Annotated in this window: 12 protein-coding genes; 4 read left to right on the forward strand and 8 right to left on the reverse strand. The window is 69.1% G+C overall.

The window, feature by feature from the left end; translation table 11 throughout:
• Nucleotides 1-197: 197 nt before the first annotated feature.
• The 3 genes from ACGH7X_RS40000 to ACGH7X_RS40010 form a co-directional block, all read right to left on the reverse strand.
• Entirely contained in the window at nt 198-878 is a 681-nt protein-coding gene (locus ACGH7X_RS40000) for a ScbR family autoregulator-binding transcription factor (protein WP_399895736.1), read from the reverse strand.
• Nucleotides 879-960: 82 nt separating this feature from the next.
• Nucleotides 961-2,547 (reverse strand): acyl-CoA carboxylase subunit beta, encoded by a 1,587-nt coding sequence (locus tag ACGH7X_RS40005; protein ID WP_399897686.1) that lies wholly within the window; start codon nt 2,545-2,547, stop codon nt 961-963.
• Nucleotides 2,548-2,675: 128 nt separating this feature from the next.
• Nucleotides 2,676-3,023, reverse strand: a complete 348-nt coding sequence (locus tag ACGH7X_RS40010) for an acyl-CoA carboxylase epsilon subunit (protein ID WP_399895738.1) — start codon at nt 3,021-3,023, stop codon at nt 2,676-2,678.
• A gap of 222 nt (nt 3,024-3,245) precedes the next feature.
• Between ACGH7X_RS40010 and ACGH7X_RS40015 the strand changes: the two genes are divergently transcribed.
• Nucleotides 3,246-4,208, forward strand: a complete 963-nt coding sequence (locus ACGH7X_RS40015) for a ScbA/BarX family gamma-butyrolactone biosynthesis protein (protein ID WP_399895741.1) — start codon at nt 3,246-3,248, stop codon at nt 4,206-4,208.
• 112 nt (nt 4,209-4,320) lie between these two features.
• On the opposite strand, the gene ACGH7X_RS40020 is transcribed toward ACGH7X_RS40015, so the two are convergent.
• The gene (locus tag ACGH7X_RS40020; protein WP_399895744.1) at nt 4,321-4,965 is read right to left on the reverse strand and encodes a ScbR family autoregulator-binding transcription factor; all 645 of its coding nucleotides are present in this window, start codon (nt 4,963-4,965) and stop codon (nt 4,321-4,323) included.
• An 81-nt stretch (nt 4,966-5,046) separates the two neighbouring features.
• Nucleotides 5,047-5,751 carry an HAD family hydrolase gene (locus tag ACGH7X_RS40025; protein WP_399895747.1) on the reverse strand — a complete coding sequence of 235 codons (705 nt, stop codon included), beginning with the start codon at nt 5,749-5,751 and terminating at the stop codon, nt 5,047-5,049.
• Between the two features lie 240 nt (nt 5,752-5,991).
• On the opposite strand from ACGH7X_RS40025, the gene ACGH7X_RS40030 reads away from it, so the two are divergent.
• The 3 genes from ACGH7X_RS40030 (at nt 5,992) to ACGH7X_RS40040 (ending at nt 8,188) form a co-directional block, all read left to right on the forward strand.
• Nucleotides 5,992-6,756: an SDR family oxidoreductase gene (locus ACGH7X_RS40030; protein ID WP_399895750.1), complete on the forward strand. Its 765-nt coding sequence runs from the start codon at nt 5,992-5,994 to the stop codon at nt 6,754-6,756.
• 671 nt (nt 6,757-7,427) lie between these two features.
• Complete coding sequence (locus tag ACGH7X_RS40035; protein ID WP_399895752.1) at nt 7,428-7,880, forward strand: MarR family transcriptional regulator; 453 nt, start codon at nt 7,428-7,430, stop codon at nt 7,878-7,880.
• Nucleotides 7,877-8,188 (forward strand): replication initiation protein, RepL2, encoded by a 312-nt coding sequence (locus tag ACGH7X_RS40040; RefSeq protein ID WP_333748519.1) that lies wholly within the window; start codon nt 7,877-7,879, stop codon nt 8,186-8,188. Before ACGH7X_RS40035 ends, ACGH7X_RS40040 begins: the two co-directional genes overlap by 4 nt.
• Nucleotides 8,189-8,222: 34 nt before the next feature.
• Here the strand turns inward: ACGH7X_RS40040 and mftG are convergent, their stop codons facing one another.
• The 3 genes from mftG to mftE are packed head-to-tail and all read right to left on the reverse strand — an operon-like array spanning nt 8,223 to nt 12,033.
• Nucleotides 8,223-9,818, reverse strand: coding sequence for a mycofactocin system GMC family oxidoreductase MftG (gene mftG, locus ACGH7X_RS40045; RefSeq protein ID WP_399895755.1), 1,596 nt, complete (start codon nt 9,816-9,818; stop codon nt 8,223-8,225).
• Nucleotides 9,815-11,230 carry a mycofactocin biosynthesis glycosyltransferase MftF gene (gene mftF, locus ACGH7X_RS40050; RefSeq protein WP_399895758.1) on the reverse strand — a complete coding sequence of 472 codons (1,416 nt, stop codon included), beginning with the start codon at nt 11,228-11,230 and terminating at the stop codon, nt 9,815-9,817. The genes mftG and mftF overlap by 4 nt, the downstream gene beginning before the upstream one ends.
• The gene (mftE, locus tag ACGH7X_RS40055; protein WP_399895761.1) at nt 11,230-12,033 is read right to left on the reverse strand and encodes a mycofactocin biosynthesis peptidyl-dipeptidase MftE; all 804 of its coding nucleotides are present in this window, start codon (nt 12,031-12,033) and stop codon (nt 11,230-11,232) included. The genes mftF and mftE overlap by 1 nt, the downstream gene beginning before the upstream one ends.

Raw genomic sequence — 12,033 nt, forward strand, 5'->3', positions numbered from 1 at the left:
TCGCACATTACAAAACAGGCCAGACGGTTTGTCAATATAAAACCGTCCGCGCTGTTTTTAAAATGCCCAGCCCTGTCCAGCCGGTTCATCGACAGGCCATCGACCTGCGTCTTTACGAATGCATCGTCGAACGGCGGGGGAATGGGGCGCTTGCGCCGGCGGCCTCACCGGGGGACGGAGGAAGCGAACCAGCCACATCAGCCTGCCGACTGGCTACGCCTGTGAATAAAAGACCGTCCATGCGGTTTGTTTTCTGCCGAAAAATGTTGCGTGCTGCGCGACGACAGACGCGGGAAGACGGTGCGCGCCGCCAACCGCGGCAGCATCAGGTTCCAGAACCGTACGAGAGTAACCTCAGAAGTCCAATGGGTGTCGTCGGCTCCGAGCCGTTGGAAGCCCGCGGTCGCGGCCACGACGGCGACCGCGGCGTCGGCCACCTGGACGTCGTCGGCGAGACTGGCGTCGATCGCCGCGGCATGGAGGATTTGCTCGACCCACGCGCTCCATTCCCTGCGCACGTCCGTTCCGTGACCACGAGGGGGTACGGCGCCGCTCAACTGGAAGCCGGCTCGGACCACCGCGTTCTCCCCCTGGGTTCCGATCAGCGCGTGTGTCGCGTCCACCAGCCGCTGGAGGGCGCACCAGTAACCGTCGGTCGACCGGATGATCAGCCGCAACATCCCGACGGCCTCGTCCTCCACGGCGTGCGCCAGTGCCTGCTTGCTCTCGAAGTGGAAGTGCAGCGCCCCGTTGCTCACTCCGGCAGCCCGGCTGATCGAGGTGAGTGACGCCCTGGCATATCCGTCCGTGGCGAACACTTCGGCTGCGGCCCACACCAAGGACCGCCGCGTGCGCACCGCTCGCTCCTGCTTCACCATGGAGGACTCCTGGTCAAGGGCCGGACGGTTGCGCACCGACCGGCCCCGTGGCGTCTACTGCTTCGACGGATGATGTTGCTTGCTACTGCGGCGGGTTGCCGTGTTTGCGGGAGGGCAGGTCGGCGTGCTTGGTGTGGAGCATCGCCAGGGACTGGACGAGCACCTCGCGGGTCTCCGCGGGGTCGATGACGTCGTCGACCAGGCCGCGTTCGGCCGCGTAGTAGGGGTGCATCAGCTCGGCCTTGTACTCCTTGACCATGCGGGCCCGCACGGCCTCGGGGTCCTCGGCGTCGGCGATCTGACGGCGGAAGATGACGTTCGCGGCACCCTCGGCGCCCATGACGGCGATCTCGTTGGTCGGCCAGGCGTAGGTGAGGTCGGCGCCGATGGACTGGCTGTCCATGACGATGTAAGCACCTCCGTACGCCTTGCGCAGGATGAGCGAGATCCGGGGCACGGTCGCGTTGCAGTACGCGTAGAGGAGCTTGGCGCCGTGGCGGATGATGCCGCCGTGCTCCTGGTCGACGCCGGGCAGGAAGCCGGGTACGTCCAGAAGGGTGACGATCGGGATGTTGAAGGCATCGCACATCTGGACGAAGCGCGCGGCCTTCTCGCTGGCCTCGATGTCCAGGACGCCGGCCAGGGCCTGCGGCTGGTTGGCCACGATGCCGACGACCTGCCCGTCCAGGCGGGCCAGGGCGCAGATGATGTTGCGGGCCCAGCGCTCGTGGACCTCCAGGTACTCGCCCTCGTCGACGATCTCCTCGATGACCTTGGCCATGTCGTAGGGGCGGTTGCCGTCGGCCGGCACCAGGTCGAGGAGCACGTCGGAGCGGCGGTCCGCCGGGTCCGAGGACTGCGCGCGGGGCGGGTTCTCCCGGTTGTTCTGCGGCAGGAGGGAGAGGAGGTAACGGACCTCGGCGAGGCAGGTCTCCTCGTCGTCGTAGGCGAAGTGGCACACGCCGGACGTCTCGGCGTGCACATCGGCGCCGCCCAGCCCGTTCTGGGTGATCTCCTCACCCGTGACGGCCTTGACCACGTCCGGACCCGTGATGAACATCTGCGAGGTGTCACGGACCATGAAGACGAAGTCGGTCAGCGCCGGACTGTAGGCCGCGCCGCCCGCACACGGACCGAGCATCACACTGATCTGCGGGATGACCCCGGACGCCCTGGTGTTGCGCTGGAAGATGCCCCCGTAACCGGCCAGCGCGCCGACGCCCTCCTGGATACGGGCCCCGGCACCGTCGTTCAGCGACACCAGCGGCGCCCCGGCCGCAATGGCCATGTCCATGATCTTGTGGATCTTCGTGGCATGGGCCTCGCCCAGCGCACCCCCGAAAATCCGGAAGTCGTGCGCATAGACGAAGACCGTACGGCCCTCCACCGTGCCCCAACCGGTGATCACACCATCGGTGTACGGCCTCTTGGCCTCCAGCCCGAACCCCGTCGCCCGGTGCCGCCGCAACTGCTCGACCTCACGAAAGGAGCCGGGATCCAAAAGCAGGTCGATCCGCTCCCGTGCCGTCAGCTTGCCCTTGGCGTGCTGCGCCGCCGTCGCCTTCCCGCCCGGCCCGGCCAGCGCCCGCGCACGGATTGCGTACAACTCCCCCACTCGGCCGCCTACATCGGTCGGCGTCGCCCCCGTTGGTGCCGGGGCGGTCGTCATCGCCATGTCTGGTCCCTTCCTGGGACAAGGCCGAGGAGGTCCCGCCCCGGATTCACGAGCATGTTAACAAACCGCCTATGCGGTTTCTATATTCAGAGCATTCACTTCTGAAGATGCGTGGAGGGAGGTCAGCGCCAACTGCCGGGTGACGCGTAGGTCGTTGAACGCTCCCACCAACGACCGGCGCGCACCGTGGGCGGCGCCTTCCGCCCACCCCGGCGGCCCTCCCTCGCCGCGAGTACCACTACGGCGAGCGCGGCCAGTTCCTCTTCACTGGCCCGACCGCGTTCCACGACAAGCAGAGTTTCCGAATTCTTCATCCGCTCAACCCCCTCCCCTGCGGACGTGCGGCAACACAGTCCGTCAGAACGCTCAAGACTCGGTCCGGAATCACTCGAAAATGCCATGAGCGCGCGACGAGCGAGAGGCAGGACTGTGCAGTTCAGGCGCGGAAAATAAATATTCACAAGTGACATGCGACGCTCCGATAAAAGCCGCCCATACGGGATCACAGCAGACAGCTTGCCTCGCGCGTGCCTCAAAAAAGGGGGGCGGCGGTCCGACCGAAGGCATTGACCCGGTAAAGGCAATCCCAAGACATCCTATGGCGCCTTAAAAATAAACCGGGTGGTATATATCTTCTTTGGCCGGAGAGGCGACACGATTGCCTCACGCCAACGGGCTCAGGGGGAACCAGCATGTCTACGCGCACGTTTCACGTCGGCCAACCCGGCATCACGGTCGCGGAGAACGTCACACCAAGGTACTCGTACCTGACCACCACCGTTCCCAAGGAGTTCGTCCACCGCGCCAGTATCGCCGAGGTGATGCTCACCGACTGGGAACGCCTGGACGACAGCCACTTCACGGTGGCGGGTCAGTGGCCCCGCCGACACGGCTTCTTCGCCGCCATCGACGACTGCTACGACCCGCTCCTCGTCATTGAAACGATTCGCCAGGTCGGCATCCTGCTGGCTCACGCCGAGTTCGCGGTTCCGCTCGGTCACCAGTTCCTGATGATGGATCTCTCGGTGGACGTCAAGCCCGAGCACCTGGTCATCGGCACCACTCCGGCATCCGTCGACATCGAGATCACCTGCATCGACATCAAGCGCCGGGGACACCGTCTGTCGAGACTGCACTTCGAGGCGGTGATCCACCGAGACGAACAAGTGGCCGCGACGGCTGTCGCCAGCTTCACCTGCACCTCCCCGGCCGTCTACCAGCGGCTGCGCGCCCCCCGCATCGGTGACGGGGCTCCCACTCCTCTCCCCCTGACCAGCCCGACGGCACCGCAGGAGGTCGGCCGGACCTCCCCCACGGATGTCGTCCTGTCCCCACTGCCGGAGCCGGACCGCTGGCAACTGCGGGTGGACACCCGGCACCCGGTCCTCTTCGACCACCCCGTCGATCACGTGCCGGGCATGCTCCTGCTGGAAGCCGCCCGGCAGGCTGCGGCCGCGTTTCTCGGACGTTCCTGCCTGCCGGTGGGCATCACCGGCGAGTTCAGCCGGTACGCGGAACTCGACGCGCCCTGCGTGATAGAGGTGACGCCGCTTCCGAAGTACGCGCAGGGCAGGGAGCGCCTGCTCGTGACCGGCAGGCAGGAAGGGGCGCACGTCTTCACCTCGACCGTCTCGGTGGCGCCGCCCCGCGTCTGACCCCGGCATCCCGCACAGCCGGCGGGATGCGGTGAACGGTCGGTGACTGGAGCGGCCCGGACTCTTCGGAGTCCGGGCCGCTCGGGTCGAGGCGGTGTCGTATCGGGGCGGGTCAGGTCGACGCCGGGACCGTGTCCGCCTCGCTGAGCAGGCGCGCTCCGCGGTCCGGGGCCACGTCCAGACGCATCAGCACGGAGGGCGATGCCATGGAGGGCAGCAGGTGCTTCAGCAGCACCGAGACCCGGTACTCGACATCCTGCAAGTCGGTCTCCAGATGCGAGTAGAGCTGGACCCCGTTGTATGCGCCGATCACCATCTCCGCGGCTTCGCGTGGCACCACGTGCGACAGGGTCTCCCCCCGTTCACGAGCCTGCGTCAGGATCTCCGTCAGCACGTCGACCCACAGGTGCCAGGCACTTCCGTAGTACTTGCGGCCGACCGGGTCCGCCGACAGCCGGGCTCCGGCCCTCAGCAGGGGATCGTGCACCAGCCGGTGGGCCACCGTCATGGCGACGTCCACCATCTCCTGGAATTTGACCTCCTGTTCGGCCACCCGCTGGTCCGTCTGGACTTCCAGGATGCCCCGGGCCAGTGCTTCCTTGGAGTCGAAGTGGAAGTACAGCGCGCCCTTGGTGACGCCGGCGGTCTTCAGGATGTCGGCGACCGTGGCCGCCGCGTACCCGTGCTCCGCGAAGACCGCCGCCGCCGCCTCCAGTACTGCGCGGCGCGTCCTGACCGCACGTTCTTGCCGGGCCACTGGACCGTCCCTTCACCCACCACCCGTGCCAGTGCCGCACACCGACCCCAAAGAAAAACCGACCAAGTGGTACCTTAGCCGTCAACCAAAGCTGCCGCCGGTTTTCCGGGCCGTCTCACCGTGTTCATCAGCAAGTTCCCGGTCGACGGCGCGCACCAATGACTCGTCGATCGCGTCGAGCGAATCGACCACGTGCCGCACCCCGGCGTCGTGCATGGCCTGCCGCTGGAAACTGTGTTCATAGGCGGTCGGGTGCCCGATGAACGCCGCTCCCAGCTCCTGGGCCGCCTCGGCCACGCGCGCGACGTCGTCGATGAACAGCGCCTGATCGCACCGCAGCCCGAAGACGTCCTCGGCGATCTCACGTACCCCGGGACGGAACGCGTCGGTGCACACGTACCCGGGGCCGTCGAAGTACTCGGCCCACGGACTCAGGTGCCGGTCGAAGTGAGCCCGCCCGAGCCCTCCGTAGCACACCATCGACGCCCCGGTGGCGCGCAGTCGCGCGAGCAGCTCGCCGGCTCCCTCCAGCACCCGCACCGGGTGGTCCCGAAGGTACTCCTCCCGTTCACGGAAGTACGCCTCCACCACCTCCTGGGGGGAGCCCGGACCGCCGAGCACCTCCGCGGCCCGCAACTGCGTCTGCGACAGCACCGCGCGCTCCAGCTCGGCGGTGTAGGCGTGTCCGCGACCGACCACGAACCGGTGGATGACCGGGCTGAAGGTGTCGTTGAGCAGAACGCCGTCGATGTTCACCGCGATCAGACGCAGTTGCCGTAGGGCCACCGGAACCGCCTTGCGCCGGGCCGCACGGGCAGTCGTACGGCGCGAATGGGGAAGGCGGCGTCCAGCCCGCCACTCGGCCGGAGACGTCACCGACCGAAGAATAAACCGGTCATACGGTTTTCTCAATGGTGCCGGTGGGGCATGCCTGCGGCAGATCTGTGCCGTGGTCCGCGCAGGGCTCGTGCGTGGAGACTTCGCTCGGCAAGCCGATGACGTGTCGCTATACAGGATGGGAAACCGATGAATTCGCTGCGGGGCAAGACGGCTCTGGTGACGGGAGCCGGGCGGGGGATCGGCCGGGCCATCGCCCGCCGGCTGGCTGCCGACGGGGCCCTGGTCGCCGTGCACTTCGGCAGTGACGAAGCCTCGGCCCGGGAGACGGTGGAGCTCATAACGGGCACCGGAGGGCGTGCCTTCCCCCTGCGCGCACCGCTGGGCGTGCCCGACGACGTGCAGGCGTTGTACGAACGGTTCGACTCCGGTCTTCAGGAGCTGGCCGAGCCGGTGGCTCTGGACATCCTGGTCAACAACGCGGGGTTCAACATCCGGGGCGATGTGACCGAAGTGACCCCGGAGGACTTCGACCGGCTCATGGCCGTACATGCCAAGGCACCGCTGTTCCTCGTCCAGGAAGGTCTGCCGCGGCTGAGGGAGGGTGGCCGCGTCATCAACATCAGTTCCGCGGCCACCCGCCTTGCTCTTCCCACTTCCCTCGCCTACTCCATGGCCAAGGCCGCGCTCGAGGCGTTCACCCGCACGCTGGCCAAGGAGTTCGGGCCGCGAGGCATCACGGTCAACTCGGTGGCACCGGGCTTCGTGAAGACGGAGATGAACCAGCGGCGTTGGTCCACGCCCGAGGCCGAGGCCGCGCATGCCGCCCATTCCGTGTTCGACCGCATGGGAGAACCTGCCGACATCGCCGACGTCGTGGCCTTCCTCGCGTCGGACGACTCCCGCTGGATCACCGGCCAGTGCGTCGACGCGTCCGGCGGCACGGGGTTGTGACCGCGGCCCGCGGGTGCCGCGGCACCGGCCCGTTCCTCGACCCGTCGCTCTTCTCCGGGGGCCTGACTCCCCACGCGGAGCCCGTCGGCCTGCTGCCCGTGACGAACAGTCATGGCGTGGCTGGCACCGCCACGGGGTTGCGGGAGGCATACGCGCGCCTGAGAAGTCGAGTGCCGCCGCGTCGTGGCGTGCTTTCGGTGGTACAGGTTCGTACGCGCGTGGAGTTGCGCTTGAGGTCGGGTGGAGAGGCGCTAGAACCGTTAAGGCATGCGGTACCGGGGCGGGGAGGACGAGGACGGGAGCGGTGCTACCGCCGCCTGGACCTCGGGCTCCTTTCGACCGTCAGATGAGAGTTTAAGAGCGCGACGTCTCTAGGTGGCCACTGACCTGCGCAAACGTTCCGTGACACGCAGTCCGTGCGAACTGTGAGGCAGTTCCTGGGAACTGAGAGGGCGTCCGTAGGAACCGGGTACCACGATCCTGTGGACGCCCTGGATTGCCTTCAGAGCAATGAGCTGGGCCGGTGGATTGCCGGTAGGCGGTGTCCGGAAGAGCAAGCGAAGAAGCCTGTGAACCGGGTTGATTGACTTCTGACTCATGTCCATTAGGTTCATCAGGTCGGTGCAGCCGGCATTTGAAGATTTCCGTCACCCCCGTACACGGAGGGTCTGTTGGGAGCAGCACGCAGACTGGTCGACGCCCAGACGGGCGAGCCGGTCCCCTACGCGCCGTACGCCTTCTCGGGCCGGCACACCCAGGTGGACAAGGCCCGCGTCGAGGCGATCACCGAATCCAAGGCGTTCACCCCCAGCCAGAAGTTCCTGGTCCTGTGGTGGATCGGTGTCTCTCCCGAGGGCATGGACCCGCTGCGAGCGACGGGGGCGGACATCGCCAAGCGGGTGGGTATGTCCACCGACGCCGTCGGGAAGATCAACCGCAAGTTGACCAAGCACCGCGTCCTGATCGTCCGGGGGCGCATCGGCAACTACAACCTCTATAGAATCAGCCCCTACATCGCATTTCATGGAACCGGGCTGGAGCAGCGCGAAGCGGTGAGGACGTGCAATCCTCCGGAGATTCCGGGTTTCAACGAGATGACCCCTGCACGGTGGGAGGCACAGTGACCAGCGACGACAAGCAGAAGAACCTGGAGCTGCTGCAGGCCACGGCGGGCATGACGGCCAACCAGCGCCTCGTCGTCATGCTCTACGCACTGCACCCGACCGACCGCGGGGGCGCGGTCGTGGAGACCGCGGCCAACCTCGCCGCTCTGGTCGGCATGTCCGCACCCGTCTTCTCCCGCACCCGCAAGCAGGTCATCGAGTCCGGGTGGCTCGAGGAGTCCGACAAGCTGGCCCACATCCGCTACTACCGGCTCAGCCCGAAGGCACTCGGGGTGAACGTCGTCGTTCCGCTGCGCCGCGCAACGTGATCCGTCCCAGGGGGCGCCCCTCATTGACGTCAGGTCAATGAGGGGCGCCCCCTGGGACGCCTTCATTGACGTCACGTACACCTGAGGTACGGGATCGCCGCATCTCGTCGGAGATCACCTCGGCCACGAGCACGGCAGTGGCCGCCGGGCCGCGCAACGGAGCGGTGGGCAGTACGGACGCGTCGGCCACGCGAAGGCCGGCGACGCCGTGCACCCGGCCGTACTGGTCGACGGCCGCCTGCCGAGATCCCGTCGGTCCCATCGGCACCGAGCCGCAGGCGTGGTGCGCCGTTCCCAGGCGACGCTCGATCCAGTCGTCCAGTGCACCGTCGTCGGCCGCCACCTTGGCGGAGGGGCCGAGCGGAGACCGCGCGACCTGGCGGAACGCACGGGTGTTGACCAACTCGACGGTCGTGCGTACAGCCTCCCGCAGGCGACGCCTGTCGTCGGCGGTGCGCAGGTAGTGGTAGTCGATGCACGGGTCGGTCGCGGGGTCCGCGGTCGGCAGGCGCAACGTCCCGGTGCTGCGCGGCGCGAGGTCCGAGACCAGGAAGGCGAGCGGGGGCCGCGGGGCCGACGGCCGTACGCCTGCCAGCGCGGGCAGCGGGGAGAGGGACTGGAGTATCTCCAGGTCTCCCGCGGGGGGCGAGGCCGGCCCGGACGACGGCAGGTGCAGGCAGCCGCCCAGCCAGGAGTCGGCGGGAGCGTTGAACTCCTGTCGTGGCGACCACTCCAGGACCACCTGCGGGTGGTCGCCGAACCCTGCGCCGACGGCCGGAAGGTCCGCGACCACGGGCACGCCCAGGCGCTCCAGTTGCCCGCGGTCGCCGATACCCGACAACAGCAGTAGCTGCGGGCTGGCGAAGGACCCGGCGCAGAGCACCACCTCACCGCACTCCAGGACCCTCCCGTGCCCTTCGTGCTCGACTTCCACGCCGGTGGCCCGGCCACGGGAGACGACGACGCGAAGGACGCGGCAGTCGCCGACAGCGGACAGGTTGGGTCTGGCGAGCGCGGGCAGCAGATAGCTGATGCCCGTGTTCACCCTCATGCCGTCGACGGAGTTCGACGGGACCGGACCGAAACCGCCCCGTCCCTGGTCGTTCTTGTCGGGCTCGTCGGGAAAGCCCATCTCGCGCGCTGCCGCTCGGAACGCCGTGAACGCCGGATGCCCGAGGGCACCGCGGCGAACGCGCACCGGTCCGCTGCCGCCATGGATCCGGTCCGCCCCGTAGTCGAGGTCGGTCTCCAGTCCGCGCAGGAAGGGCAGCACCCGCTCGAAGGCCCAGGCGGGGTTGCCGACGGCCCAGCGGTCGAAGTCCTCCCGCCGCGCCCTGATGAAGTATCCGCCGTTGACGGTCGTGGAACCGCCGAGATACCGGCCGCGGGAGACCCGGTAGGGGTGCCGGGGCGTCAGGCGGGTCTCGTACGGGCGCACTGCCCCGTGGTCGGTCCGCGCGCCCGGGACCAGCCGTGCGTCCAGCAGCTCGGCCGGGAATCCGGACAGCGTCCGCGGAAGAGGTCCGGCCTCCAGGAGCAGCACCGACCGGTCGGTGTCCTCGCTCAGCCGCGCGGCCAGCGAGGCACCGGCGGCGCCCGCCCCGACGACGATCACGTCGTAGTGGCTCAACGGCCTCGCCCCGGTGTACCGGATCTGCGGACGATGCGCGGTCGCAGGGCTGCCGTGGAGCGGCCCCTGAGCGCGGAGAACCAGACGCCGGCTCCGTAGGCCAGGTCGTCCAGGCGCCTCGCCACCCCGTACCGCAGCGGGTCCAGAGGTGCCCGGTCGCGGCGGTGTTCGAGCACGACGTCCGCCACGGCGGCCACGGCGACGGCCCTGCGTATTCGGCGGGACGCCACGCAGCCGACCGCCGTCGCCGGCCACCAGTGCCGGGTCAGCAGCGCCGACGTCTGGGTCATGGCCGCGACGCTGCCCATGGCTGTGAGCCGCAGAGCCAGACGGTGACGTTGGCGCACGCCGTCGAGTTTGCGCGCGATCCTCAGACCGGCCACCGCGAAAACGATGCCGGCGACGGGCACCGACCAGCGCCGCTGGGCGAGCAGGGCGCCGACCATCACGGCGCTCCATGGCGCGAACACGGCCGGGGCGATGTGCTGCGGATGGCGCTCGGCCAGGGGGTGGGCACCGGTTCCGTACACCGCCTTGCGCATGAACCAGTCGGCGACTTGGACACGGTGCTCGTGCGCGGCCTCGACCGTCGGCTCGTACCGCACCCGCCGGCCGTCGGCGAAGAGCCGCCAGCACAGGTCGACGTCCTCCCCCACCCTCATCCGCGCGTCGAAACCGTCCCGCAGGGCGTCGACCCGCACCACCGTGCAGGCCGTCGACGCCCACGAGACGGAGCCGGCCGGACGCACCGCCGCGGGATGCCGCCCCAGATCGAGGGAGGACCGGACGCTCTCGTAACGTCCGATCCAGTTCGCCGAGGCCGCCGTCTCCAGTCCGGTGATCCGGGGCACCGCCATGGCGACACGGGGGTCGGAGAAGTGCCTGAGCAGCACCGGCACCGTCTCCGGGGGCAGCACCACGTCGGAATCGACGAAGACCGCGTAGGGGGTGCGGACGAGGCGGAGGCCCGCGTTGCGCGCTCCCGCGGGGCCGGCGTTGACGGACAGCGCGAGCAGCCGGGCCCCGTGCTCGGCCGCCACGGCCGCGACGGATTCGGGGCGGTGCGAGGCGTCGTCCACCACGATCACCTCGTGGCCCGGCCCAATGCTGGTCAGGAGCCGGTCCAGCTCCCGCGGCCGGTCGCGGACCGGGACGATGAAGGTGTGGCGGGCATCAGGCGGTTCGGGCAGTGACGTGACGACGGGGTGGGCCAGTCCCGCGTCGAGCAGCCGGTCCGCCAGCAGTGCCCCGGCCCGGCCGGTCACGCGCAGTGTGCGTCCCTCGAAGAGCGCCTGCGCCCGCGCGGTCAGGCGCAGCAATCTGGTCGGGAACCCGCCGAGGAGGATCCGGCCGTCGTCGAGGACCTCGGTCTTGCGGTCCAGCATGACCGTGAAACCCGTCGGGAGGGGCATCAGTGCTCCGTCTTCGTTCCGTCGGGCCCCGTCGCCTCCGGTCTCCGCGGGGCGTGTCGTGCGGGGACGACGAGCCTGCCCCGGTGGTCGACGGTGCCCGCCTCGATGCGGCGGACCGTGGCGCGCACCATCTCCTCCAGCACGCCGCGCCCTTCGTCGGCCCACGCCCCCGTCGGGTCGCCGAGGACGCCGGACGGCGACACTGCCCGGACCCCGCGGGCCACCAGTTCGGGAAGCACGGCCGACAGTGGCCGTGTGTCACCGGGCGCCGCCCGCTCCATGCGCACGTCGGCGGGTGCCAGGTGCAGCATCACCGACGTCTCGGTGCGGCCGGCGTGGGCGTCGCCGCCGGGGGCCTCGCAGCAGGTCCAGGCGACATCGTGTCCCTCGGCGCGCATCCGGCCGACGGCGTGGTCGAGGGTCCGCGTGTTGCCTCCGTGGCCGTTGACGAAGACGACCCGCCGAGCCCAGAGCGAAAGCGACCGCACCATCTCCACCAGCACCACGCCCAACGCGTCGTGTCCGATGGAGACCGTCCCCGGGAAGCCCGCGTGTTCGCCGCTGGAGCCGTACGCGAGTGTCGGTGCCACCAGCGGTGGGCCTCCGGGGCAGGAGGCCAGGGCGCGCGCCGCCCGCAGCGCGACCGCGCGCGCGATGACGCTGTCCGTGTCCAGCGGCAGGTGCGGGCCGTGCTGCTCGGTCGATCCGACGGGGACGAGCACCCAGGCGTCGTGGGAGATGTCCGGCCAGGCCGTGCTCGCCAGTTCTTGGGGAGCCGACCGGTCCGTGCTGGGCAGCGGCAT

Source organism: Streptomyces sp. BBFR51 (assembly GCF_044591655.1).
Classification (GTDB): Bacteria; Actinomycetota; Actinomycetes; order Streptomycetales; family Streptomycetaceae; genus Streptomyces.

What these genes read in the sequence shown, in the direction of transcription:
- ACGH7X_RS40000 (WP_399895736.1), bottom strand. Translation starts at nt 878, where the DNA reads ATGGTGAAGCAGGAGCGAGCGGTGCGCACGCGGCGGTCCTTGGTGTGG.
- ACGH7X_RS40005 (WP_399897686.1), bottom strand. Translation starts at nt 2,547, where the DNA reads ATGACGACCGCCCCGGCACCAACGGGGGCGACGCCGACCGATGTAGGC.
- ACGH7X_RS40010 (WP_399895738.1), bottom strand. Translation starts at nt 3,023, where the DNA reads ATGTCACTTGTGAATATTTATTTTCCGCGCCTGAACTGCACAGTCCTG.
- ACGH7X_RS40015 (WP_399895741.1), top strand. Translation starts at nt 3,246, where the DNA reads ATGTCTACGCGCACGTTTCACGTCGGCCAACCCGGCATCACGGTCGCG.
- ACGH7X_RS40030 (WP_399895750.1), top strand. Translation starts at nt 5,992, where the DNA reads ATGAATTCGCTGCGGGGCAAGACGGCTCTGGTGACGGGAGCCGGGCGG.
- mftF (WP_399895758.1), bottom strand. Translation starts at nt 11,230, where the DNA reads ATGCCCCTCCCGACGGGTTTCACGGTCATGCTGGACCGCAAGACCGAG.
- mftE (WP_399895761.1), bottom strand. Translation starts at nt 12,033, where the DNA reads ATGCCGCTGCCCAGCACGGACCGGTCGGCTCCCCAAGAACTGGCGAGC.